The 24,505-nt window shown below is 39.8% G+C and carries 29 protein-coding genes and 1 pseudogene; 22 read left to right on the top strand and 8 right to left on the bottom strand.

All coding sequences use genetic code 11. The features are described from left to right. The first annotated feature begins 11 nt into the window (after positions 1 to 11). The 4 genes from DCC82_RS13450 to DCC82_RS13435 all read left to right on the top strand — a co-directional run bounded on the left by DCC82_RS13450 (position 12) and on the right by DCC82_RS13435 (position 3,434). Positions 12 to 935, top strand: a complete 924-nt coding sequence (locus DCC82_RS13450; RefSeq protein WP_015864583.1) for a PLP-dependent cysteine synthase family protein — start codon at positions 12 to 14, stop codon at positions 933 to 935. Next, positions 936 to 2,072 carry a bifunctional cystathionine gamma-lyase/homocysteine desulfhydrase gene (locus DCC82_RS13445; RefSeq protein ID WP_097354772.1) on the top strand — a complete coding sequence of 379 codons (1,137 nt, stop codon included), beginning with the start codon at positions 936 to 938 and terminating at the stop codon, positions 2,070 to 2,072. A 63-nt stretch (positions 2,073 to 2,135) separates the two neighbouring features. Continuing rightward, positions 2,136 to 2,366, top strand: coding sequence for a YrhC family protein (locus DCC82_RS13440; RefSeq protein WP_062677186.1), 231 nt, complete (start codon positions 2,136 to 2,138; stop codon positions 2,364 to 2,366). A gap of 510 nt (positions 2,367 to 2,876) precedes the next feature. Then, positions 2,877 to 3,434: a DUF3231 family protein gene (locus DCC82_RS13435; protein WP_062677187.1), complete on the top strand. Its 558-nt coding sequence runs from the start codon at positions 2,877 to 2,879 to the stop codon at positions 3,432 to 3,434. Between the two features lie 74 nt (positions 3,435 to 3,508). Here the strand turns inward: DCC82_RS13435 and sigK are convergent, their stop codons facing one another. Beyond that, entirely contained in the window at positions 3,509 to 4,219 is a 711-nt protein-coding gene (gene sigK, locus DCC82_RS13430) for an RNA polymerase sporulation sigma factor SigK (protein ID WP_015864580.1), read from the bottom strand. A gap of 205 nt (positions 4,220 to 4,424) precedes the next feature. Here sigK and gltP point away from each other — a divergent pair, with 205 nt between their 5' ends. From gltP to ytvI, 4 genes and pseudogenes are all read left to right on the top strand, one after another. Beyond that, on the top strand, positions 4,425 to 5,690 hold the full coding sequence (gene gltP / locus DCC82_RS13425) for a glutamate/aspartate:proton symporter GltP (protein ID WP_015864579.1): 1,266 nt from the start codon (positions 4,425 to 4,427) through the stop codon (positions 5,688 to 5,690). Positions 5,691 to 5,840: 150 nt separating this feature from the next. Then, positions 5,841 to 6,434 carry an undecaprenyl phosphate transporter UptA gene (uptA, locus tag DCC82_RS13420; RefSeq protein ID WP_015864578.1) on the top strand — a complete coding sequence of 198 codons (594 nt, stop codon included), beginning with the start codon at positions 5,841 to 5,843 and terminating at the stop codon, positions 6,432 to 6,434. A 33-nt stretch (positions 6,435 to 6,467) separates the two neighbouring features. After that, positions 6,468 to 6,638: pseudogene (locus DCC82_RS18895) on the top strand (undecaprenyl-diphosphate phosphatase); the annotation flags it as partial. A 230-nt stretch (positions 6,639 to 6,868) separates the two neighbouring features. Then, a complete protein-coding gene (gene ytvI, locus DCC82_RS13410; protein ID WP_062752978.1) occupies positions 6,869 to 7,894 on the top strand; it encodes a sporulation integral membrane protein YtvI in 1,026 nt (341 codons plus the stop codon). 66 nt (positions 7,895 to 7,960) lie between these two features. On the opposite strand, the gene motB is transcribed toward ytvI, so the two are convergent. From motB to pssA, 3 genes are all read right to left on the bottom strand, one after another. Further along, a complete protein-coding gene (gene motB, locus DCC82_RS13405; protein WP_108430382.1) occupies positions 7,961 to 8,716 on the bottom strand; it encodes a flagellar motor protein MotB in 756 nt (251 codons plus the stop codon). Further along, complete coding sequence (gene motA, locus DCC82_RS13400; RefSeq protein ID WP_015864574.1) at positions 8,709 to 9,500, bottom strand: flagellar motor stator protein MotA; 792 nt, start codon at positions 9,498 to 9,500, stop codon at positions 8,709 to 8,711. Before motA ends, motB begins: the two co-directional genes overlap by 8 nt. A gap of 188 nt (positions 9,501 to 9,688) precedes the next feature. Further along, complete coding sequence (gene pssA, locus DCC82_RS13395) at positions 9,689 to 10,228, bottom strand: CDP-diacylglycerol--serine O-phosphatidyltransferase (protein WP_062752977.1); 540 nt, start codon at positions 10,226 to 10,228, stop codon at positions 9,689 to 9,691. Positions 10,229 to 10,348: 120 nt separating this feature from the next. Between pssA and DCC82_RS13390 the strand changes: the two genes are divergently transcribed. Then, positions 10,349 to 11,128 (top strand): phosphatidylserine decarboxylase, encoded by a 780-nt coding sequence (locus DCC82_RS13390; RefSeq protein ID WP_062677192.1) that lies wholly within the window; start codon positions 10,349 to 10,351, stop codon positions 11,126 to 11,128. 20 nt (positions 11,129 to 11,148) lie between these two features. Here DCC82_RS13390 and DCC82_RS13385 read toward each other — a convergent pair whose 3' ends face one another. Beyond that, positions 11,149 to 11,289: a sporulation histidine kinase inhibitor Sda gene (locus DCC82_RS13385; RefSeq protein ID WP_108430381.1), complete on the bottom strand. Its 141-nt coding sequence runs from the start codon at positions 11,287 to 11,289 to the stop codon at positions 11,149 to 11,151. Between the two features lie 351 nt (positions 11,290 to 11,640). On the opposite strand from DCC82_RS13385, the gene DCC82_RS13380 reads away from it, so the two are divergent. From DCC82_RS13380 to DCC82_RS13345, 8 genes are read left to right on the top strand one after another with little or no spacing between them, the layout of a single operon-like run. Further along, entirely contained in the window at positions 11,641 to 12,156 is a 516-nt protein-coding gene (locus DCC82_RS13380; protein WP_062752973.1) for a YqeG family HAD IIIA-type phosphatase, read from the top strand. Then, positions 12,156 to 13,268: a ribosome biogenesis GTPase YqeH gene (yqeH, locus tag DCC82_RS13375; RefSeq protein WP_216368231.1), complete on the top strand. Its 1,113-nt coding sequence runs from the start codon at positions 12,156 to 12,158 to the stop codon at positions 13,266 to 13,268. Before DCC82_RS13380 ends, yqeH begins: the two co-directional genes overlap by 1 nt. Positions 13,269 to 13,301: 33 nt before the next feature. Then, the gene (aroE, locus tag DCC82_RS13370) at positions 13,302 to 14,135 is read left to right on the top strand and encodes a shikimate dehydrogenase (protein ID WP_062677195.1); all 834 of its coding nucleotides are present in this window, start codon (positions 13,302 to 13,304) and stop codon (positions 14,133 to 14,135) included. Positions 14,136 to 14,143: 8 nt separating this feature from the next. Next, positions 14,144 to 14,437, top strand: coding sequence for a ribosome assembly RNA-binding protein YhbY (gene yhbY / locus DCC82_RS13365; RefSeq protein WP_015864567.1), 294 nt, complete (start codon positions 14,144 to 14,146; stop codon positions 14,435 to 14,437). 40 nt (positions 14,438 to 14,477) lie between these two features. Continuing rightward, a complete protein-coding gene (locus DCC82_RS13360) occupies positions 14,478 to 15,068 on the top strand; it encodes a nicotinate-nucleotide adenylyltransferase (RefSeq protein WP_097354766.1) in 591 nt (196 codons plus the stop codon). Then, on the top strand, positions 15,037 to 15,615 hold the full coding sequence (gene yqeK, locus DCC82_RS13355) for a bis(5'-nucleosyl)-tetraphosphatase (symmetrical) YqeK (RefSeq protein WP_062677197.1): 579 nt from the start codon (positions 15,037 to 15,039) through the stop codon (positions 15,613 to 15,615). The genes DCC82_RS13360 and yqeK overlap by 32 nt, the downstream gene beginning before the upstream one ends. Then, positions 15,612 to 15,968: a ribosome silencing factor gene (gene rsfS / locus DCC82_RS13350; protein ID WP_015864564.1), complete on the top strand. Its 357-nt coding sequence runs from the start codon at positions 15,612 to 15,614 to the stop codon at positions 15,966 to 15,968. Before yqeK ends, rsfS begins: the two co-directional genes overlap by 4 nt. Next, entirely contained in the window at positions 15,965 to 16,708 is a 744-nt protein-coding gene (locus DCC82_RS13345; protein WP_097354765.1) for a class I SAM-dependent DNA methyltransferase, read from the top strand. Before rsfS ends, DCC82_RS13345 begins: the two co-directional genes overlap by 4 nt. A 174-nt stretch (positions 16,709 to 16,882) precedes the next feature. On the opposite strand, the gene comER is transcribed toward DCC82_RS13345, so the two are convergent. Then, the gene (gene comER / locus DCC82_RS13340; RefSeq protein ID WP_097354764.1) at positions 16,883 to 17,704 is read right to left on the bottom strand and encodes a late competence protein ComER; all 822 of its coding nucleotides are present in this window, start codon (positions 17,702 to 17,704) and stop codon (positions 16,883 to 16,885) included. A 99-nt stretch (positions 17,705 to 17,803) separates the two neighbouring features. Here comER and DCC82_RS13335 point away from each other — a divergent pair, with 99 nt between their 5' ends. From DCC82_RS13335 to DCC82_RS13325, 3 genes are all read left to right on the top strand, one after another. Next, complete coding sequence (locus DCC82_RS13335; protein ID WP_062677199.1) at positions 17,804 to 18,418, top strand: helix-hairpin-helix domain-containing protein; 615 nt, start codon at positions 17,804 to 17,806, stop codon at positions 18,416 to 18,418. Between the two features lie 96 nt (positions 18,419 to 18,514). Further along, positions 18,515 to 18,970: a ComE operon protein 2 gene (locus tag DCC82_RS13330; RefSeq protein WP_015864560.1), complete on the top strand. Its 456-nt coding sequence runs from the start codon at positions 18,515 to 18,517 to the stop codon at positions 18,968 to 18,970. Positions 18,971 to 19,001: 31 nt separating this feature from the next. Further along, positions 19,002 to 21,281: a DNA internalization-related competence protein ComEC/Rec2 gene (locus tag DCC82_RS13325; protein WP_097354763.1), complete on the top strand. Its 2,280-nt coding sequence runs from the start codon at positions 19,002 to 19,004 to the stop codon at positions 21,279 to 21,281. A gap of 43 nt (positions 21,282 to 21,324) precedes the next feature. Here DCC82_RS13325 and DCC82_RS13320 read toward each other — a convergent pair whose 3' ends face one another. Then, positions 21,325 to 21,459, bottom strand: coding sequence for a YqzM family protein (locus DCC82_RS13320; protein WP_015864558.1), 135 nt, complete (start codon positions 21,457 to 21,459; stop codon positions 21,325 to 21,327). Positions 21,460 to 21,744: 285 nt separating this feature from the next. Here DCC82_RS13320 and holA point away from each other — a divergent pair, with 285 nt between their 5' ends. Then, on the top strand, positions 21,745 to 22,779 hold the full coding sequence (holA, locus tag DCC82_RS13315) for a DNA polymerase III subunit delta (RefSeq protein ID WP_097354762.1): 1,035 nt from the start codon (positions 21,745 to 21,747) through the stop codon (positions 22,777 to 22,779). Positions 22,780 to 22,828: 49 nt separating this feature from the next. Here the strand turns inward: holA and rpsT are convergent, their stop codons facing one another. Continuing rightward, entirely contained in the window at positions 22,829 to 23,098 is a 270-nt protein-coding gene (gene rpsT / locus DCC82_RS13310; protein WP_015864556.1) for a 30S ribosomal protein S20, read from the bottom strand. A gap of 221 nt (positions 23,099 to 23,319) precedes the next feature. On the opposite strand from rpsT, the gene gpr reads away from it, so the two are divergent. Then, the gene (gene gpr / locus DCC82_RS13305) at positions 23,320 to 24,438 is read left to right on the top strand and encodes a GPR endopeptidase (RefSeq protein WP_015864554.1); all 1,119 of its coding nucleotides are present in this window, start codon (positions 23,320 to 23,322) and stop codon (positions 24,436 to 24,438) included. The last annotated feature ends 67 nt before the right edge of the window (positions 24,439 to 24,505 follow it).

Genomic DNA, 24,505 nt, shown 5'->3' with positions numbered 1-24,505 from the left:
GGAGTGACAGTATGAGAGTAGCCAAAAGTGTACATGACTTAATTGGTCATACTCCAGTAATTGAAATAACCCAATTTCCATTGCCAAAAGGTGTTCGCGTATTTGCAAAATTGGAATATTTCAACCCGGGAGGCAGTATTAAAGACCGGCTTGGCCAGGAGTTATTGCGCGATGCGCTTGAGACAGGGAAGCTGAAAGAAGGCGGAACGATCATTGAGCCGACGGCGGGAAACACTGGCATTGGGCTGGCGTTAGCGGCAATCGGCAAAAATATTAATGTCATTTTTTGTGTTCCGGAAAAGTTCAGTGTGGAAAAACAACAAATTATGAAAGCACTAGGCGCAACAATCGTCCACACACCGACGAGCGAAGGAATGCAAGGAGCGATTCGCAAGGCGCAAGAGCTTGCCAAAAAAATCCCAAACTCGTATTGCCCGCAGCAATTCGCTAATCCAGCTAATCCAAGAACGTATTATAAGACGCTTGGTCCGGAACTTTGGGATGACCTTGACGGACAAATTGATATATTTGTTGCGGGAGCTGGCTCAGGCGGAACATTTATGGGAACGGCAACATTTTTAAAAGAAAAAAACCCGAACATCAAAACGGTCATTGTCGAACCAGAAGGATCGATTTTAAACGGTGGAGAACCAGGGCCACATAAAACAGAAGGAATCGGAATGGAATTTTTGCCAGATTATATGGACCCAAGTTATTTTGATGCGATTCATACGATTCGCGATGAAGATGCGTTTAAGCGGGTAAAAGAACTTGCCAAAAAAGAGGGGCTGCTTGTCGGAAGCTCTTCAGGTGCTGCGTTTCATGCTGCATTGCTTGAGGCCAAAAAGGCGAAACCGGGAACAAATATTGTTGTTATTTTTCCGGATAGCAGCGAACGCTATTTAAGCAAAAATATTTATGAAGGTGGGATTTAAGTGAGACGAAAAACAAAACTAATTCACGGCGGCATCTCAGGTGATCCGCATACAGGAGCGGTTTCGGTTCCGATTTATCAAGTTAGCACGTATAAACAAGAAGGAATTGGCGGTCATAAAGGCTTTGAATATTCGCGTACTGGCAACCCGACTCGCCACGCATTGGAAGAACTTATTAAAGATTTAGAAGAAGGTTATGCCGGATTTGCGTTCAGCTCTGGAATGGCGGCGATTACGGCGGTCATGATGCTGTTTAACAGCGGGGATCACGTCATTTTAACGGACGATGTGTATGGCGGCACATATCGCGTCATGACGAAAGTGCTAAACCGCCTGGGGCTTGAATCGACTTTTATTGATACAAGCGACCTTTCAAACATCGAAAAACATATTCAGCCGAATACGAAAGCGCTTTACATTGAAACGCCAACCAATCCACTCTTAAAAATTACGGACATTCAAGCTGCTTCCGCCATCGCCAAAAAGCATGGCTTGCTTACGATCGTCGACAACACGTTCAGCACCCCGTATTGGCAAACGCCGCTTGCCCTTGGTGCCGACATTGTTGTCCATAGCGCGACGAAATATTTAGGCGGCCATAGCGATGTTGTTGCTGGATTGGCAGTTGTCAATTCGGAAGAGTTAGCAGAAAAACTGCATTTTATTCAAAACTCTACCGGAGGAATTCTCGGCCCGCAAGATTCATGGCTTTTAATGCGCGGCATCAAGACGCTTGGCGTGCGCATGGAGGAGCATGAAGAAAACACGAGGAAAATCGTTGAATTTTTAGTGAACCATCCAGCGGTCCAAAAAGTGTATTATCCAGGATTGGAAACACATCCAAACTATGAAATTGCCAAAAAACAAATGCGCGGATTTGGCGGCATGGTCTCCTTTGATGTCGGAAGCGCGGAGAAAGCCGATCGAGTGTTAAACCGTGTGCGCTACTTTACGCTCGCGGAAAGCTTGGGAGCAGTCGAAAGCTTAATTTCGTTGCCGGCGAAAATGACGCACGCATCCATTCCGAAAGAACGTCGTGAACAATTAGGCATTACTGATGGGTTGATCCGCATTTCCGTTGGATTGGAAGATGTGGAAGATTTACTTGAAGATTTAGCACAGGCATTGCATGGTTAAAATTACATCCCCATATTTTCTGTCCTATATGGTACAGTTAAGGATGGAAAGTGGGGGATAGCGATGGAACGGCAAAAACAACAGTGGAAGGAAAAAGCGGATGATTATAAAATGTTTGCTGGTGTATTGCTGTCATTAAGCGTCTTTTTGTATATTGGTACGCTTCTTCCTACAATTGCGCCAGAGAAAAAGGCGTATTTGCTTCCTTTCATTGTGATATTGTTAGTAGGCGCGTTTTCCTTTTTTCAACGAGCGATTAAATATATTCGGCTTTTGCGTGAAATAGATGAATAAACGCCTGCTTCTTCGTTTAGAAGAGCAGGCGTTTTTCTTTAAAAAGTTTCATAAAATGTTCAAAACCATGCAAAGAAATGCATTATTTTCACATGTAAAATAATAGTTAAAGAATGATAGGGGAGGAATATTGGGATGTTCGCCATGGTGATGGGGATTGTGATTACTGCAGTGATAGCATTGATTATAACGGCGGAAGTAAGCGTGGAAGCGCAAAATTAATCAGCAAAACAAGCTGTATGTAGTAAACAAAAATTTTGGTGAAATAACATATGCTAAAAACGGGACAGTCATTATGGCTGTCCCGTTTTTCGTGCATTTATCTCGTCTTTTCCTTTTCATGGGAGAACAGAATTCTTGCATAATCTGTGGCGCCATGAAACGTGGCATAGGTGGCTAACAAGGCAGTAATATTTCAGAAACATTTATAAAAAAGTATAAAAAGTCAATGAAAAGCAAATTATAATCATAAATTCAGTTTAATTTTTTAAGGTAAGGGAGGATTTTTTTTTGAATCCATTTGAAGCTATAAAAGATGCTTTTGGGCCTTTTTTAGATGGCGAAAAGAAGCCTTTGCATGTTGGCGAAGTAATGAATTTATGGTTTTATTTGAACGGCACCGAGCAAACTTTACGCTCTGATCAAATTGCGTATAATATTGTTCAGGATGAAGAATTAAAAGAGAAACTAGAAGACATTATTAATAATATCCACCGTCCAATAATTGAAGAATTGCAGCAGTTCTTTAAAAAGGAAGGGATTCCATTACCTGAAACCACACCGGAAAAGCCGATCGGCGATTATCGAATTTTACCTGAAGGAGCGAAACTTTCAGATGAAGAAATAGCTAATTTCCTTGCTTATAATCTAGTCGTGGGTATTATGTCAGCAGCACGTGGTTTAACTGAAGCAGTTCGTGCCGATGTTGGCTATTTATTTGCAAAATATCAAATGATGAAAGTAACTTTTGCTTTAACCTTAAAACCTTTAATGGAGAAAAAGGGTTGGTTAAGAGTTCCGCCTTTTTATTATTCAGTTGATAATTTATTCGATAATAAGAAAGACTGATTTTTGCAGCTTGTCAACAGTCTGAAAGGAGCAATCGCCTGACATTGCTCCTTTTTCTTTACGAAAGTATGAGGCTATCTCCGCTTTTCTTTTTCATTCCGATAAAATTCATGAAACATTTTCATTAATGCGCGTTTTTCGATGCGCGATACATAACTTCTCGAGATGCCAAGTTCTTTTGCGATCTCCCGCTGTGTTTTTTCCTGCTGCATATCAAGGCCGAAGCGGCTGATAATCACTTCTTTTTCCCGTTCATCGAGCACATCGATATATTTTTTCACTTGTTCGAGTTCCATATTTAGCTGAATTTCATCGATGATATCGTTTCCTTCCGATTTCAAGACGTCGATCAGGCTGATTTCATTTCCTTCCTTATCTTGCCCGATCGGTTCGTGTAGTGAGACATCTTTTCGTGTTTTTTTTAATGAGCGCAAATGCATTAAAATTTCGTTTTCAATGCAGCGAGCTGCATATGTCGCTAATTTTGTCCCTTTGCCAGGAGAGTAACTCTCGATTGCTTTAATAAGACCGATGGTGCCAATGGAAATTAAGTCCTCTGCATCTTCGCCGGTATTTTCAAATTTTTTTACAATATGTGCAACGAGGCGTAAATTATGTTCAATTAAGATATTACGAGCTTGTTCATCTCCTTTCGCCATAAGCTGTAAGTATTTTTCTTCTTCTTTGGCGCTTAACGGTTGGGGAAATGCATTGTTTTTAATGTATGATACTAAAAACACTAATTCCTTAATGAGGAATGTGAACGCAGATAAAATGCCTGACATCGTGTTACCCCCACCTTTATTGTTTTAGGCGATTGCCTATTACTTATGTATATGATGAAGCGGGGTTGTACGTGTTTGGACACAAAAAAGAAATTGGAATTCAATGACAATATTATATGAATATTCTTGACATAACGAAAATATGATAGTAGAATAGTTTTGTCTCTTTTTGTCTAAAAATGTCATAAAAGAAAGGGGCGAATGAATGAGAAAAATTGGATTAGCTTGGCAAATTTTTATTGGTCTCATTCTAGGGATTATCGTGGGAGCCATTTTTTACGGAAATCCGAAGGTTGCCACTTATTTACAGCCTATTGGAGATATTTTCCTTCGTTTAATCAAAATGATTGTCATTCCGATTGTTATTTCTAGCCTTGTAGTTGGAGTCGCCAGCGTTGGGGATTTGAAGAAGCTTGGAAAATTAGGCGGCAAAACGATTATTTATTTCGAGATTATCACAACGATCGCGATTGTCGTCGGTTTATTGGCAGCGAATATTTTTCAGCCAGGGACCGGCGTTAATATGAAATCATTAGAAAAAACCGATATTCAAAGCTATGTTGATACAACAAACGAAGTGCAGCATCATTCGATGGTAGAAACTTTTGTTAATATTGTTCCAAAAAATATTTTTGAATCGTTAACCAAAGGGGATATGCTGCCGATCATTTTCTTCTCTGTTATGTTCGGTTTAGGAGTAGCGGCGATTGGCGAAAAAGGAAAGCCAGTTCTTCAATTTTTCCAAGGTACAGCAGAAGCGATGTTTTATGTAACAAACCAAATTATGAAGTTTGCGCCGTTCGGCGTGTTTGCGCTGATTGGTGTAACCGTTTCTAAGTTTGGGGTAGAGTCGCTTATTCCGCTCAGCAAGCTCGTCATTGTTGTTTACGCAACGATGGTGTTCTTTATCTTTGTCGTGCTTGGCGGTGTTGCTAAGTTATTTGGTATAAATATTTTTCATATTATAAAAATTTTGAAAGATGAGTTAATTCTTGCTTATAGTACAGCAAGTTCGGAAACCGTTCTTCCGAAAATTATGGAGAAAATGGAGAATTTCGGTTGTCCAAAAGCGATTACATCCTTTGTCATTCCGACAGGGTATTCTTTTAACTTAGACGGTTCTACGTTATATCAGGCGTTGGCGGCCATTTTTATCGCGCAGTTGTACGGTATTGACATGCCGATTTCTCAACAAATCTCGCTTTTGCTTGTGTTAATGGTGACTTCGAAAGGAATCGCTGGGGTGCCGGGTGTATCCTTTGTCGTGCTGCTTGCTACGTTAGGCACGGTTGGGATTCCGATAGAAGGATTAGCATTTATCGCTGGAATCGACCGTATTTTAGATATGGCGCGCACAGCAGTGAATGTTATTGGCAACTCGTTAGCAGCGATCATTATGTCAAAATGGGAAGGCCAATATAACGAAGAAAAAGGAAAACAATACATCGCGCAATTGCAGCAAAGTGCATAAATGCTGAAAAAGCTGTCCTGCTAGAAAAGGACAGCTTTTTCAGTATAAGGACTTATTTTTTTCTTCCACGTAGTATAGTATAATTTGGTGCTGAATAAGGTTGTAATGAGATGCTTGGCTAAGAGTACATAATACATAGGAGGAAGAACCATGCACGAATTCATACAAAGTATTTTTACATTTTTAGCGGATTTAGGATATATCGGAATTGCCTTAGCATTAATGATTGAGGTGATTCCAAGTGAAATTGTGCTGGCATATGCGGGGTATTTAGTATCACGTGAGGAAATATCATTTGTTGGAGCGGTGATAGCTGGAACCATCGGCGGAACGATCGCCCAGCTTTTTCTATATTGGATGGGATACTACGGGGGAAGACCGTTTCTTGATAAGTATGGAAAATATTTATTGATTAAAAAGAAACATCTCGATTTATCAGAGCAATGGTTTGAAAAATACGGCTCGGGCGTCATTTTTACCGCGCGCTTTATTCCGGTTGTGCGCCATGCCATTTCTATTCCAGCTGGTATCGCAAAAATGTCATGGAAGAAATTTACCTTTTATACAACATGTGCGGTTATCCCATGGTCTATTTTCTTTATTTTTTTAGGGGAACGGCTAGGAAGCCACTGGCAGGAAATTGATGAGATTGCCCGGCCTTATTTGCGGCCGGTGATCATCGTTGCGATTGTGGTTACTGTCATTTATATTGTGCTTCAAGTTTATCGTCGAAAACGAACATAATTGTTTTTAAGGGGAATGTTGGGGGAGAGAACGATGACAAAAATAGAGGCGTTTATTTTAGGAATGATTCAAGGGCTTACGGAGTTTTTGCCAATCAGCAGTACGGGACATTTATATTTGGGGAGACATTTGTTTGGGCTTGATGAGGCGGGGTTATTCCTTGATACTATGCTTCATATCGGCACCCTGTTAGATGCGTTTGTGATCGGGACGGTTTCTTCGGCGTTATTTGGCTATATTGCAGTGCGCTGGATGATTAACTATTGAAAGCGTCATTCATTAAAAGGATTTGCGATGTATGTATGGTTTCTTGGGATGATTGTTCTCGTTTTCCAAATAGCAGGGAGATTTTAATGTTGTTGATTGTCTTTACTCCATTCGCTATATTTATAATAGAAGTTGCGAAGTAAAATCAAATTGAATGGGGTATGATAGTGAAAAAGTTTATTATTATTGCCTTCGTGATTGCAATAGGTTTATTTTTGCTGCCGTATAGCTTGCCGCTTGTCTTTGCATTAGCGACAGCATTATTATTAGAGCCAGCAGTAAAAAATTTGCAGAACAATTACCGGCTGAAACGGGTGCATGCAGTAACGACGGTTTTTTCGTTATTTCTTATTATCGTTGGCTTTGCGTTTTATTTTCTTATTGTCATACTTGTGCAGCAAATTATGACATTTTCGCAAAAACTGCCACATTTTTTGAGTGAAGCGACAGAAGTTTTTAATAAGTTTATTCAAACATGGGAATCGTATTCGAGTTCGATTCCAAAAGAGATTATCGCTTCGTTGGAAAACAGCGTCGAAACGATACAACGTTTGCTTTTGGAATTTGCGACGAATTCGACGCAGTCGATTGTTCATTTTATCACGCTTATTCCCGGCTTTCTTATTCATTTTTTAGTATATTTAGTAGCTCTGTTTTTAATTAGTTTAGATTTGCCAAAGTTAAAAAAGAGGCTCAAAAAATATTTGTCTGAACGTACACATCAGCGGTTAGCGATGATTGTGACGCAATTAAGCAAAGCTGGCATCGGGTTTATTAAAGCGCAATTTTTGTTAAGTCTCATCACTTTTTTCCTTGCATTGGCCGGTTTATTGTTGTTGAAAGTGGATTATGCGGTTATTATGGCACTGCTAATTGTTGTTGTGGATATTTTGCCGATTTTAGGGACTGGCTCGGTGTTAGTGCCATGGGGGATAATAAGTATTGCGAATGGCAATAGCGGCCTAGGGATCGGTCTCATTGTATTATTTGTGATTATTACGGTTATACGTCGTATTATTGAGCCGAAAGTTTTCTCAACCAATTTAGGCATTTCCCCTTTGGCTGCATTAGTGAGCGTTTATTTAGGATTTCAACTGTTAGGTTTTATCGGGCTGTTTATTGGTCCAGCATTTGTGATTTTGGTGGAAACAATGGTAAAAGCAGGAGTGATTAAATTTTCTATTAAGCTTTAGCATAAAAAGGCTGGCAAACATCTGCCAGCCTTTTTCATCAATAGGGAGAGAGATGGAAACGTCAAATTATTGACGGGAAGCTTCGATTTTTGGCAAAATTAAGATTTCAACGCGCCGGTTTTTCATCCGCCCTTCAGGAGTATTATTGGGCGCTACTGGTTTAAATTCTCCGTATCCTTTCGCGCTAAACCAACGCGGGTCGAGCTCGGGATTTTCCAATAATATTTTCATAAAATTTATAGCACGCATGACGCTTAGTTCCCAGTTTGAAGCAAATTGCGCATTGTGAATCGGTACGTTATCGGTATGCCCGCTAATAATAATATTTCGCGGCGGATTCATGACAAGCAGTTGGGAAATCTCTTTAGCTAGCTTTCGATCTTTTGGTCGTACTTCTGCACTTCCGGAATCAAATAAAATATCATTTAATATCGTAATCGCCAGCCCCTCATCTGTTAAAGAAGTTTGTAATTTCCCATTTAAATGCTTTTCCGCGATATATGTATCAATTTTTTCTTGTACGGCATGCAACTCTTCTTTATCTTCTTTATTTAAATTTTTTTGTTGCTGTTTATGTTCTTGTTTTGATGGCGAAGGCGGGATTTCCGGTTCGATTGGGCTTTCAAAATCAAGCACACCTGTTCCGCCAGCCAATGCTGTATTAAATGACCGGGCGATTTGCTGGAATTTTTTTTGATCGATTTGGCTGCTTGCAAACAAAACGATAAAAAGAGCGAGTAATAACGTTAATAAATCAGAGTACGGAATAAGCCATGACTCGTTAATATGCTCTTCTTGTTTTTGTTTTTTTTTCTTACTCATTTCTTTTTTCTCCCTGTTCTACAATTTTCTTGCGTTCAGTTTCCGGAAGATAGGAAGCAAGTTTTTGTTCAATTGTCCGCGGTGCTTGTCCTTCTAGAATGGAAAGGACCCCTTCAATCATGACTCGCCGTATTTTCGCCTCTTCTTTTGATTTTCTTCTTAATTTATTGGCAAATGGATGCCATAACACGTACCCAGTGAAAATTCCCAGCAGTGTTGCGACGAATGCCGCGCTAATTGCTTTGCCGAGCTCGCTAATGTTATCGATATTGCCTAATGCCGAAATTAGCCCGATGACCGCTCCTAGCACCCCAAGTGTTGGCGCGTATGTACCTGCTTGCGAAAAAATGGCTGCATTCGCTTCATGCCGTTCTTCCATCGCTTCAATTTCCTCTGTCATTACATCGCGAATAAAATCTTGTGTCTGCCCATCAATTGCCATGCTCAAACCATTTCGTAAAAATGGATCATCAATTTCGTCTAATTTTGCTTCCAGTGCGAGCAATCCTTCCCGTCGAGCCACGTTCGCCCAATCGACGAACAATGGAATTAATTCTTCGATGGTTGGGATGTTTTGTTCTTTAAAAAGCACGCCGAACAGTTTTGGCACTTTTTTAATTTCGCGAGTTGGAAAAGCGATGGTAACAGAAGCGATAGTTCCAACGATAATAATTAAAATCGCTGCAGGGTTAATTAATACGCTTGGATTGACACCTTTAAAGTACATTCCAACACCTACAGCGATAATACCAAGAAGAATGCCGATAATGGATGTTTTGTCCAAATGAAATCCCCCCCGTTATTTCTTAAAACACCATATTCATCTGTTATTTGTACTTTATAATGAATTCACATTTATCATATAATTAATAATAAGGATTGAAAAGAGAAAATGGTGTGAATAGAAAATAAAAAAGGCTGCCCAATCCATTATGACTTCATTTTGGAAAGGACAGTCTTCCTATGTTTGTTTTATATTTTTTTCAATTTAAATGTTCCAACCATTAAAAACGACAATGTAATCATAAGGAAAATGAAAAATTGCGGAGGAAAATAATGAATCGTTAAATAGCTTAATGTTAGCAGTACTCCCGCAGCTGTAATTGGAAGTCCCGAAAAATAGCCGCTGTTTTCTGTAATGTTAAAACGAGCAAGACGAAAGGCGCCGCAGCCGATGTATAAAATCGTAAAAAACGCACCAGGCGCGCCAAATTCATGCAGCAGGCTTTGATAAATTAACAACGCAGGAGCTACTCCAAATGATATAATATCACTCATGGAGTCCAATTGTTTTCCGAGTTCTGATTCAATATTTAATTTGCGGGCAACAGCCCCATCAAAGCGGTCGACTAAGGCTGCTAAAAAAACGAGAAGCAAACTGACATTAAGCTGCCCTTTTAACGTCGTTAAGACGGAAAAACCACCTAGTGATAAATTGGTCATCGTTAAAATATTTGCCATATTTGCTTTTAGCTTTTTTAATGTGTAATCTAAATAATCCAATAAAAACATTCTCCTCACTCCTTTTCGCTCTAAAACGCGGCAAACAAAGTCTACTACAATTATACTCATTTTATTTATAATATGAAAAGTAGTAAAAAACATGACCGCCATAAATTGGAGGGAATATATTTGTTAAAATGGTTGTATCGTCTTATGATTGAATTGACGAATCATTCACTTTCATCAAAAATGATCGCAATTTTTACGAAGTCCCGCTTAAGTGCATTACTTATTCCATCGTATGCAAAAATTTATGATATTAATCAGGAAGAAATGGAAAAAAACTTAAAAAATTATGAAACGTTGCAGCAACTATTTATTCGCAAGCTAAAAGCGGGGACAAGACCGATTGATCAAACGAAAAACAGTGTTATTAGCCCTGTTGATGCGATTATTGAAGATATCGGTGTGATCCGTGAAAATAGCGAAATCGTCGTTAAGGGCAAGACATATTCGATTGCAGAAATGCTTGGAAGCGGCGAAGCGGCAAAAAAATATTTAAACGGATTATTCATTATTTTGTATTTAAGCCCAAGCCATTATCATCGCATCCATAGCCCAATATCTGGAGTTGTGCAAAAACAATGGGCTCTTGGAAAAAAATCGTACCCTGTCAACCGCCTTGGCTTAAAATATGGAAAGCGGCCGTTATCGAAAAACTATCGCATGATTACAGAAGTAGCTGCAAACGGAAAACATATCGCGATTGTAAAAATAGGTGCGATGTTTGTCAACAGCATTGAGCTTACCCATGTGAGCAAGCATCTTACGAAAGGGCAAGAAATTGCCTATTTTTCTTTTGGATCTACCGTCGTTTTATTGTTTGAAAAAGACAGTGTTGAGCTTGATGAACGAATTGTGGTGCCAATGGGAGTGAAAGTAGGGGAACGGATTGGCTATTTAAAATAAAAAAAAAGCCCTAAGGCTCATTATGATGAAAGCTTGATTTTGTGTCCTAGCGAACGGCGGTGAATTTCTTTTTCAATTAATTCAATAAACTCCGGGCTTAATTTTAATTCTTTTGCTTTATAATATGATTCGATTAATAGCTCGTCGGATAGATATTTCATGCTGAAAACCTCCTTCAGCAATGGAATATGATTTGCAGTCAATACATATAATGGTAAGTTACTTTAACTGTACCATGATTTCCGATGTAGAACAACCGTTCTGTTATCCACAACAACAAGTGGATAACATGTGGAAAACATGTTTATAAGGTTGTCGGGATCTGATTTTATGCTTGTGAATGATGTGGACAAAACTTATCCACAATTTTGGGGATAACGAACTTTGTCGAAAAAATTTTTGTGATTGTATATATTTGTCAAAGTTTGTTTTGAAAGACTAGTGAAAATTAGGTATGATGGTTAAAGGCAGAAAAGCCGAAAGTCAGTGCCTAAAAAGGTAAGGTGATGGACATGCTTCATTATTTTTTGCCAAGCCAGTTTGTCAAACGTGTACTAGATATTACTCCTAGTGAGTTAAAAGAAAAGGGAATTAAAGGAATCATTACAGATTTAGATAATACGCTTGTCGAGTGGGATCGTCCAAGCGCCACTCCGGAGCTAATGGAGTGGTTTGAGAATATGAAGCAAGAGGGCATTAAGGTGATCATCGTATCGAATAATAATAAAAAGCGGGTGCAATCTTTCGCGGAACCGCTTGGCATTCCGTTTATTTTCGAAGCACGGAAGCCGCTGACAAGCGCTTTCCAAAAAGCGTTATCGATGATGCAATTGAGGAAAGATGAAGTTGTTGTCATCGGTGATCAATTGCTAACCGATGTGTTTGGAGGAAACCGGTTAGGATTAAATACCATTTTAGTTGTACCGGTTGCGCAGACAGATGGGCTTTGGACTCGATTGAACCGAAAGATAGAACGGATAATTTTAAATATGATGCGTAAAAAAGGCATGATTTATTGGGAGGAATGATGGTGGAACAACAAATTCGCTGCATTGGCTGTGGAGCGCTAATTCAATCGGAAGATGAGACAAAACCTGGGTATGCACCAAAAAGCGTTTTAGAAAAAGAAAAAGAAGAAGTCATTTGTCAACGCTGCTTTCGCTTAAAGCACTATAACGAAGTGCAAGATGTAGCACTGACAGATGATGACTTTTTAAAAATTTTACACCGCATCGGACAGTCGGAAGCACTTGTCGTAAAAATTGTTGATATTTTTGATTTCAATGGAAGCTGGCTTCCAGGATTGCATCGGTTTGTTGCGAACAACCCGATTTTGCTCGTTGGCAATAAAGTGGACTTGCTTCCAAAATCGGTGAAATATCCAAAGCTTATTCATTGGATGAAACAATCGGCAAGCGATCTCGGCTTGAAGCCAATTGACATATGTTTAGTGAGCGCTGTCAAAGGAATCGGAATGGCGAAAGTAATGGAGGCGATTGAAAAATATCGGTTTGGGAAAGACGTTTATGTGGTTGGCTGTACGAATGTTGGAAAATCAACGTTTATTAATCGTATTATTCAAGAGGCAACGGGGAAAGGAAATGTAATTACAACATCCTATTTTCCGGGAACGACGTTGGATATGATCGAAATTCCATTAGATGATGGAGCGGCGATTTATGATACGCCGGGAATTATTAATCACCATCAAATGGCGCACTTTGTGGACAAAAAAGATTTAAAAATCATCACTCCAAAGCGAGAAATCCATCCGAAAGTGTATCAGCTGAATGAACAACAAACGTTATTTTTCGGGGGGCTCGCCCGGCTTGATTATATAAAAGGGGGAAGACGGTCTTTTGTATGTTATTTCTCCAATGAGCTGCTCATTCATCGGACGAAGTTAGAAAAAGCGGATGCGTTATATGCCAATCAATTAGGTGAACTTCTTTCTCCTCCGCGCAAACATTATATCGACCAATTCCCGCCATTAGAGGCGCATACATTCACCATAAAAGAAAGAAAGACAGACATTGTATTTTCCGGACTTGGTTGGGTGACATGCAACGAACCAGGAGCGCAAGTGGTTGCGTATGCACCAAAGGGAGTCGACATCTTAATAAGGAAATCATTGATTTAATTCTTTTGTAAGTAAAATAGGGGAGAAGAGAAAATGGAAAAATTATATGCGTTATTTGGTTGCCCTGTTCACCATTCCCTATCGCCAATTATGCATAATGATGCATTTCAAAACATGAACATTGCCGCACACTACCATGCATTTCATGTAGAGCCGGAACGCTTGAAGGATGCTATTGCCGGGGTAAGGGCCCTTGGCATTTCGGGGGTAAATGTAACGATTCCTCATAAAACAGCGGTGATGCCATTGCTCGATGAGGTGGATCCAACAGCGCGCCGCATCGGTGCGGTCAATACGATCGTGAATAGAAATGGACGATTGATCGGCTATAATACAGATGGTCCTGGATATGTTCGGGCGCTAGAGGAAGAAATAAACGTCGATATAAAAGAAAAGCGCATTTTGCTTATTGGAGCTGGTGGAGCAGCAAGAGGCATTTACGTTTCTCTTGCCGATCGCGGTGCAAAACAAATCGATATTTGCAATCGAACGGTATCCAAAGCAAAACAGCTTATTGATGAATGTAATGCTTCTGTTTCATCAGTTGTATACTCGTTAAATGAAGCGGAAGAGCGTTTAGGAGAATATGATATTCTCATTAATACGACGTCTGTTGGAATGTACCCTAATATGGAAGAAATGCCGCTTTCTCTTGCAAATATGAAAGAAGGAACGATCGTTTCTGATATTATTTACAATCCATTAGAGACAAAATGGTTGAAGGAAGCACGAAAAAGAAATGGAATTATCCAAAATGGAGTCGGGATGTTTGTATATCAAGGGGCGTTAGCATTTGAAAAATGGACAGGAATATTCCCGGATGTCCAACGTATGAAAAAAATAGTGATCGAACAGCTTAGGGGGTAACATAACATATGTTAACAGGAAAACAAAAACGTTTTTTGCGGGCGAAAGCCCATCATTTGAAACCAATTTTTCAAGTTGGAAAAGGCGGAGTTAATGAAAATATGATTAAGCAAATTATCGATGCGCTCGAAGCGCGTGAGCTTATTAAAGTGAGCGTGCTGCAAAATTGTGAGGAAGATCGCCATGTTGTCGCCGAGCAACTTGCACAAGGAGCGGGCGCGGAACTTGTACAAGTAATTGGGAATACCATTGTATTGTATAAGGAGTCAAAAGAAAATAAGCAAATTGTGTTACCGCGCTAAACGGCAAAGTTGCGCATATGCATGGCGGAGGGAAGAAAATATGAGAAAAATCGGGATTTTTGGAGGGACATTTGATCCACCGCATTACGGGCATTTATTAATGGCGAATGAAGTGCTGCATGCTCTTCAGTTGTCAGAAATTTGGTTTATGCCGAACCGCATCCCTCCACATAAACAACATGAACAAGTGACAAAAAGCGAAGATCGCTTGCGCATGCTTGAATTAGCGATTGCTGATCATCCGCGCTTTCATATCGAAACGATTGAACTAGAAAGAGAAGGACCGTCGTATACGTATGATACAATTCGTCAACTGCTTTCTATGCACCCAGATCATGAGTTTTATTTTATTATCGGTGCAGATATGGTGGAATATTTGCCACACTGGCATAAAATTGCTGAATTGGTCCAGTTAGTGACATTTGTAGGTGTAAAACGACCTGGTTTTTCCACTAAAACATCTTATCCGATTATGGAAGTAGAAGTGCCGCAATTTGCGGTATCTTCTTCGATGATTCGTGATCGGCTAAGAAAAGGACAAACAATCCGATATTTAGTGCCGGAATGTGTAAGACTTTATATTGAGGAGAGAAAGCTATATGGAGCGAGAAAAAGCGTTAACTCTCGTTAAAAAACAATTGACAGAACATCGCTATCAACATACAATTGGCGTTATGGAAACGGCAATCGAGCTTGCGGAGCAGTATGGAGCGGATGTGAAAAAAGCGGAATTGGCGGCTATTTTTCATGACTATGCGAAGTTCCGTCCGAAAGAAGAAATGAAACAAATCATTTTAGAGCAAAATATGCCAAAAGACTTGCTTTCTTACAACTCGGAACTTTGGCATGCTCCAGTCGGTGCTTACTTAGTAAGGACGGAAGTTGGAATTGAAGATGAAGATATATTAAACGCGATTCGTTATCATACATCAGGACGAGCAAATATGACATTATTGGAAAAAATTATTTACCTTGCCGATTATATTGAACCTGGGCGGATATTCCCAGGAGTAGATGAAGTTCGTGATCTGGCCAAACAAGATCTGAACAAGGCGTTAGTAAAATCGTTACAAAACACCATTCAATTTTTGTTGAAAAAAAATCAGCTCATTTATCCAGACACGATTCACACATATAATTCGTTGATGATGGAAATAAAGGGGGAATGTGAAGAATGACAGAACAGGAAATATTGCAATTGGTTGTTCGAGCAGCCGATGACAAAAAAGCGGAAAATATCGTTGTCCTAAATATGAAAGGAATTTCTCTTGTCGCTGATTATTTTGTGATTTGTCATGGAAATTCGGAGAAACAAGTACAAGCGATTGCGCGGGAAATAAAAGAGAAAGCAGAGGAACACCATATTCCGGTGAAACGGGTAGAAGGGTTTCATGAGGCAAAATGGGTTTTAGTCGATTTAGGCGATATCGTCGCCCATATTTTTGATAAAGAGGAACGCAATTATTACAATTTAGAACGTTTATGGGGAGATGCGCCGTTGGAAGATGTGGAGAGCGTGTTGCAGCAATGACGTATGAGTCATTTGCTTATTGGTATGATAAATTAATGAATGAAGCGCCGTATGATGCATGGCAGTTGTTTGTGCAAAAAAAGCTAAAGCAGTATGGACGTCAAGGTGCAAAACGCATTCTTGATGTCGGATGTGGCACAGGAGAATTAGCTGTTCGACTGGCAAAAGAAGGATTTTTGGTCACAGGTGTCGATTTGTCTGAAAATATGCTCGCTATTGCACAAGCGAAAGCGGAAGCTCAACAGGTTACCATTGAATTTTTTCAACAAAATATGACGGAATTAGAAGGATTCTCGTCGTTTGATTGTGTCACTATTTTTTGCGATTCACTCAACTATTTATTAGAAGAAAGTGAAGTTCGGCAAACTTTTTCCCGCATTTATGAACTGTTAAAAGAAGACGGTTTATTGTTATTTGACGTTCATTCGACGTATAAAATGGATCATATTTTTCAAGATGCGATATTTACAAGCAATGACGAGGAAATCAGTTATATTTGGTCTTGCTATCCGCTTTCGTTGCCGCATAGCGTTGAGCATGAATTAACGTTTTTCGTCCGTGGCGATGATGGAAAATATGAACGGCATGATGAACTGCATCGACAGTGCACCTATGAGATTGATCAGTATAAACAATGGCTGACGGAAGCGGGATTTACAGTGCTGGAAATAACCGCGGATTTTACAGATGAAGCGCCAAATGAAACGTCTGAGCGCATCTTTTTTGTCGCGAAAAAATGAGTAGAAATATTGAAGCAGTATCTTCTTTCGTTTAGAAAACGTTATGCTTTTCTGCCAAAGCCGAAGCGCTTTGGCAGAAAAGACGTTCTTGTCTTTTATCAACGTTTCTTAAATTTAAGAAATTCAGATAGCTTTTTCTATTGTTTAGCAGGATTTTTTCTTTTTTTCGCGAATTTAACTATTAAATTGCTTTTTTACTTTTTCGATGTCTTCTTTGAATTTCTCGTGTGTCTTGGCGAATACTTGTTCAAATACCCCTTCGATTTCTTTTTCAAGCACCGCAATTCCTTCTCCAGTAATACCGCCTTTCACGCAAACTTTTTCTCGCAGTGTTGGAAGTGTATAAAGATTCTTTTTCAATAATTCCCCTAATCCAATAATCATATTGCTTGTCAATTCTGTTGCTTGTTCTTTTGTAATCGATGTTTTTGCGGCGGCTGCCTCAATAAATCGTTGAAGCAAATAGCTAAAAAAAGCGGGACCACAACTAGCGATATCAGAAGCGATTCGCGTAATTTCATCATTAATATAGCAAGGAGCAGAAATTTGACGAAATAGCGTTTCTATATAGTTTTGATAGTGTGAAGAACAGCGCTGTCCAACCGTGATTAGCGTGCTTCCAGCAAACGCCCGGTTTGTAATGCTTGGAATAACGCGCACTACGTGGCAAGGGACGGCAGCTTCAAGTTGTTGTACACTAATCGGGCTTGTAATCGATACAAGACAATGTTCCTTTGTCCAAAAGGAAGACAATTGTTGCAAAAGGGGGTGAATATCTAATGGTTTTACACATAAAAACACAATCGTTGCCTTCTGTACCACTTCTTCCGCGCTGGCAGCAACATATATGCCCGGATAGCGGCGCTGGATGTCGAGCGCTTTTTCTAACGTACGATTCGTGATAATAAGCTGGTCTTCTTTGACGGAACCAGATTCAAGAAACGCTTCAATTAAAATCCTTCCCATATTTCCTGTCCCAATCATTCCGATTTCCATGCTTCACTCCCCCCTCCCTGATTGCAGTACGTATAGTCTTTTCAACGATATGTATGAGCGTTTTCTTTATTTTATGACTAATTTGAAAGGATGATGGACATGTGGGAAGCAATAAAAAAGTATGACAAACGATGGTATATTCTGCTCTTGGCAGTGTTCATCGTTGCGGTGGTCATTTTATTTAGAAACAATGAAATGATCGAAAAGGAACAAGGTTCTATACTAGCTTCGGAACAAATGATGATGGAAGTATCGGAGAAAAAGGAAGAGAAAGTGCAATCCAAAACAATTATTGTCGATATAAAGGGAGCAGTTGCCCAGCCGGGAGTATACGAAATAAAGGATACGGCGCGTGTCAATGATGTGGTAGCAATGGCTGGCGGATTTACAAAAGAAGCGGATCAAACAAAGGTCAATTTGGCGGCAAAAGTACATGATGAAATGATGATTTATGTACCGGAACGCGGGGAGACGAACATTCCTTCCATAGATTCTTCTCTTGTTTCCTCTAATGATTCCAAGAAAATTTATATTAATACAGCGTCGGAGGAAGAAATATTGCAACTTCCGGGAATTGGACCGACTAAAGCGGCAGCCATTATTGCCTATCGCGAAGAGCATGGACCGTTTCAAAAAGCAGAAGATTTATTAAATGTTACAGGCATTGGAGAAAAGACGTTGGAAAAAATAAAAGAACACATTGTTGTGCCATAATGTCGTTGACGCTTTGCTGGCTCGCCCATTACACTAAAAATATGTGCACTTTCTGAAGGAAAAATCAATTTGCGATGGACAAGCGGGGGAGGAAGTATGGAACGGATTACATGGGATCAATATTTTATGGCACAAAGCCATTTGTTGGCATTGCGCAGCACTTGTACACGATTGGCGGTTGGCGCCACCATTGTCCGAGATAAACGAATTATTGCCGGGGGATATAACGGTTCCATTGCCGGCGGCGCTCATTGCATTGATGAGGGATGTTATGTTATTGACGGGCATTGTGTTCGCACCATCCATGCGGAAATGAATGCGATTATTCAATGTGCGAAATTTGGCGTACCGACAGAAGGAGCAGAAATGTACGTAACTCATTTTCCTTGTCTACATTGCTGTAAGGCGATTATTCAAAGCGGAATTCGCGCTGTATATTATGCGCAAGATTACAAAAATCATCCGTATGCGCTTGAACTTTTTGAACAAGCGAAAGTCCGGGTAGAACACGTACCATTTAATAAAGAAATATTGTCACTTCTGCAAAAATAATAAATCACGCCTACGGAAAGGGGCGCAAACCATGCGGGGGAATATTGTTTATATAGCGCTTGCTGCTGTTTTTGGGATCATCGCTGGGTGCGGGAGGCCAAACATTTCTTTGGTGTTTATCGTGCTGTATGCTATATTTCTTTTCACGCGAAAAAGGCGCCTCTTTCTTTTTTCTATCATAACGATTTGCCTTTTTTATATGTATTTCGTTTATATCGACCATCATAATAAGACGAAACTGTCTGGCAACATGACGTTATTTACTATTCGTTTTATTGCTCCCATTTCGGTGGATGGGGATCAACTAAAATCGATTGTCAAAGTGGGAAAAGAAAAGCTTCAGCTTATTTACTACATAAAATCGGCACAGGAAAAACAAGAGCTTTCTTCTTTAACTCCTAAAGCAGTATGCACGGTGAAGGGAAGGCTTGAACGTCCGGCGCTACCGCGAAATCCTAATGCTTTCGATTATCGTCGTTATTTACGATTTCATCATATTCATTGGATTCTCAAACCCCAATCAATCTCCTTGCAAGACTGCCACAACACATCCCCAACGTTATATGAATGGCTTCTTTCGCTTCGTGAAAAAGGGCTGCACACGGTAGAAACACATTTTCCATCGGAAACGGTTGGAATTGTCCAAGCACTTTTATACGGAGAACGAGGGCAATTAGACGAGACGCTTTTGGAAGGATACCAAAAACTCGGATTAATCCATTTATTAGCCATTTCCGGGTTGCATGTCACGTTATTAGTCGGAGCCATGTTTTCCATATTGATTCGCTTTATCACCAAGGAAACGGCAACGATAATCCTATTGATTTTCCTTCCCATTTATATTGTGCTAACAGGTGCTTCTCCTTCCGTTATTCGCGCCTCCTTTACAGCAATGATCTTTTTAGTTTCCGATTACTGGAAATCGAAGTTATCGCCGCTCGATGCATTAAGTATAACGCTAGTCATGATGCTGCTTTTCGATCCGTATATGTTATGGGATGTCGGATTTCAGTTATCGTTTATTGTAACATTTGCTCTTATTTTATCTTCCCAAATGATATTGTCGCATGATTCTGTCTTTTGGCGCCTCTTTTTTACGGCTTTTATTGCCCAGTTGAGCGCCCTTCCGTTTCTTTTATACTATTTTTTCGAAGTTTCGTTATGGAGCATTCCCCTAAATATTATTTTTGTGCCGCTTTATTCCTTCGCCATTATGCCGCTTTCGTTTGCAGCTGTAGGCACGCATTATATACATTCGCTTCTTTCTTTTCCTTTTATTTGGCTGTTGCAAAAAATTATCGTAATCTCTAGCGATGTTGTTGCATTTTTCTCATCTAACCATTCGTTGTCACTCGTTCTAGGCCGGCCTTCTTTCTTTTTTCTTATCTGTTATGCGGCCGCGATTTTTGCTGCATTTGTACAAATGGAGAAGCGGCGTTACTTTAGTATAGGATGGGTCGCCTTCGTTATTACGCTTCATGCATGGAGCCCATATATGGATCGTTACGGTGAGGTCATTTTACTCGATGTCGGGCAAGGGGATTGTATATACATTGAATTGCCGTATCGAAAAGGAGTATATCTTATTGACACAGGAGGAACACTTCCACACCAAAGACAGCCATGGCAGGAACGAAAGCGGAAGTGGGATGTAGGAAAAGACGTTGTCGTTCCATTTTTAAAATCAAACGGAGTGAGATATATCGATAAACTTATTGCGACACATGGAGATTTGGACCATATTGGAGCGGCAGAAGAAATCATTCGGCATTTTTCTGTCAAGCAAATGGTCATTGGCAAAGGAGAAACAAAAAATTCGATACAAGAAAAACTTGTTCAACTTGCTGAACGACAAAATATAGAAGTGGTGAAAATATCAAGGGGTGACAGATGGATAGAGGATGGAATTTCATTTTATGTACTTCATCCATGGAAAACGCATCGTGATGATAATAACCATTCGATTGTATTGTATACAAAGCTCGGTGGATTATCCTGGTTATTTACGGGTGATTTAGAGGAAACGGGGGAAAGGGAGTTAATCAGCGCTTTTCCGCGCTTAGAAGCCGATGTGTTAAAAGTGGCCCATCATGGGAGCGATACGTCTACAACAGAGTTATTTTTAGAAAAAGTACAGCCGAAGATTGCGCTTATTTCCGTCGGCAAACATAACCGTTACCATCATCCTTCCCCATATGTTATCGAACGGCTCCGGAAAAGGAATGTCATTATTTTGCGGACAGACCAGCATGGCGCGATTCGCTATATTTATTCGAAAAATCGTGGAACCTTTTCCGTCATGCTGCCATAGCATAACTAATAAAGAAAAGAGACTGCTTATGTAAGCAATCTCTTCACGAACCGAAAAATTTAATCAATGTTGCGATAATAAACATTGTTGCAAAAAAACCGAATGAAACGATAAAACCAACGGCAGAGTCAACAGCATCATTTCGTTTGCATTGTACATCTTTTTCAAATACGTTCATCGTTTACCCCTCCTCGTGCAATCATTTTTAGTATAGACGAAAAAAAAAAAAAAATCTATATCCTCCTTATTCATTTCCTTCATTGACAACAGTTAACACAAATACTTTTTTGCGACCGGGAAAAGATAAAGATAACCCGTTGACAAATAAGGTCCTAGGACTTATTTGTCAACGTTTATATAAAGGGGAATCGGTTTTCCCGCTAACCGATTCCCTTGTAAAAATAAGAAAAACGTTGTATCTTTTCAACATAGAAAGACTGCAGACAGAATGGAGAAGAGAAATATGGTGGTGGACTTTTGGGGAAAAATTAAAAAACGGCGTTTGTCTTCCCTTTATTTATTATATGGAACCGAATCATTTTTATTAACGGAAACGTATGAACTTCTCGTTCGTACGGTATTAACGGAAGAAGAGCGGGAATTTAATGTATCTGTGTACGATTGCGAAGATACTCCTGTGCAAACTGCGCTAGAAGATGCGGAAACATTTCCGTTTTTAGGGGAAAAACGAGTGATTCTTATTAAAAATCCTTATTTTTTTACAGCGGAGAAAGAAAAAGAAGTGGAGCATGACTTAAAAAAATTAGAATCGTACATAATGTCCCCTTCCCCTTTTTCGATTGTCGTCTTCGTTGGACCGTATGAAAAACTAGATGAACGCAAAAAAATAACAAAGCTAATGAAGGAACATGCGGAAGTTTTTGTCGCATCTCCGCTTGCCGAAAAAGAGCTGCGCGAATGGATTGTAGAAAGAGCAGGACAAAGTAGTGTAATGGTGGAAGAACATGCGATTGACACTTTGTTAAAGCTGGCAGGAACGAATTTAATGACACTTGCGAACGAATTGGACAAGCTCATTTTGTTCGTTGGGCCAGGCGGAATGATTCAGCAAGAGACCGTCGAAAAGCTTGTATCGCGTACGTTGGAGCAAAATGTGTTTGTATTAGTGGAGAAAGTGACGAAACGGCAAATCGATGATGCACTGCAAGTATTTTATGACTTGCTGGAGAATAATGAAGAGCCGCTGAAAATTTTGTCGCTTCTTGCCGGTCAATTTCGTCTTTTATATCAAGTGAAATGGCTTGCGGCAAAAGGATATGGGCAACAACAAATTGCTTCCATCTTAAATGTGCATCCGTTTCGGATTAAACTTGCCATGGGACAAGCGGCACTGTTTTCGGAAGAAGAGCTTACGACAGTGATGAGGCAAATTGCTGAGGCTGACTATAAAATGAAGAGCGGAACAATGGACAGGCAGCTTGTTATGGAGCTATTGTTGATGAGATGGAATGAAGGGATCACAAACAATATCCAATGAGACAATTTTATCAGAATAAGAAAAACGACCTGCTGCCAGGTCGTTTTTCTTAAGATGCAATAATGCTGTTCAGTTTTTTCGCTAAGCGGGATTTTTTGCGACTTGCTGTGTTTTTATGAATAAGACCTTTTGTTACTGCTTTGTCTAATTTTTTGGAAGCAATGATGAATGCTTCTTGAGCTTTTTCCACATCTTTTAATTCAACAAACGCTTCAAATTTTTTGATCGCCGTACGCATTGCAGATCTCATTGAAGCGTTATGAGCGCGACGTTTTTCACTTGTTTTTGCACGTTTAATTGCAGATTTAATGTTTGCCACGTTCTCTCACCTCCGTCATCTTGCCATCTCTGTCCTTGGTTGATCATTTCCGTTATTAGGACATGTAAGAACAAGTGTTATTCTATCAAACGAGGTTAAATTATGCAAGAGTATTCAAGCAAAAATACTTTACTGATTGCGAAAATGTTTGCGCAAAACGAATGGAAAATGCAAAAAGCGGTGAAAATAAAGGAAAAATGATACGTTTTAGGAGGAACGATATGAACCGCTCAATCGATTTAAGCATGTATTCGGTACGAACCGATTTAGCGATCGAAGCTCATGAAATAGCTGTGGAAGAGCGTCTCCAACAAAAAAGGGAAAGCGCTTCCCCTATTGAAGGAGTCATTATTCACGATCGCGAAATAGACGGGATTAAATTGTCGCATGTAGAAGTAACGGAAGAAGGAGCAAAATCGATTGGTAAAAAACCGGGAAATTATTTAACCATTGAAGCACAAGGAATTCGTGAACATAATACGGAGTTGCAACAGAAAGTACAAGATATATTTGCAAAAGAGTTCAACGCATTTTTACGAAAATTGGACATTAGAAAAGAATCAAGCTGCCTTGTTGTAGGATTAGGTAATTCGAATGTGACACCGGATGCGTTAGGTCCGCTAACGGTGGAAAATCTACTTATTACAAGACATTTATTTCATCTTCAGCCGGAGAGCGTAGAAGAAGGATTTCGTCCAGTAAGCGCGATTGCTCCAGGTGTGATGGGGACGACAGGGATTGAAACAAGCGATATTATTCACGGAATTGTGGAAAAAACAAAACCAGATTTTGTGATCGTCATTGATGCGTTAGCGGCACGATCGATTGAACGGGTCAACGCAACGATTCAAATTTCTGATACGGGAATTCATCCAGGTTCAGGTGTAGGGAATAAACGAAAAGAATTAAGTAAAGAAACGTTAGGTATTCCTGTTATTTCTATCGGTGTTCCAACGGTTGTCGATGCTGTATCGATTACAAGTGATACGATCGATTTTATTTTAAAACATTTTGGAAGGGAAATGCGTGAAGGGAAGCGGCCGTCTAGTGCTCTCGCTCCAGCGGGATGGACGTTTGGCAAGAAAAAGAGGCTTACAGAGGAAGATATGCCATCAACGGAGCAACGTTCGACATTTCTTGGCATAATCGGCACATTAGAGGAAGAAGAAAAACGCAGACTCATTTATGAAGTGCTTTCTCCACTCGGTCATAATTTAATGGTTACTCCGAAAGAAGTCGATATGTTTATTGAAGATATGGCAAATTTATTAGCGAGCGGATTAAATGCTGCATTGCATGAACAAATTGATCAAGATAATACCGGTTCTTATACACATTAATGAAATAAAATAGAGAAAAAAGAAGTTCTATCTTTCCCGGCTTGCCCATACGTTAAATTAGTAGACA

The sequence above is a fragment of the Geobacillus sp. LYN3 genome (genome assembly GCF_003064505.1).
In the GTDB taxonomy this organism is placed as follows: Bacteria; Bacillota; Bacilli; order Bacillales; family Anoxybacillaceae; genus Parageobacillus_B; species Parageobacillus_B toebii.
This window is presented reverse-complemented; position numbering and strand designations above follow the sequence as displayed.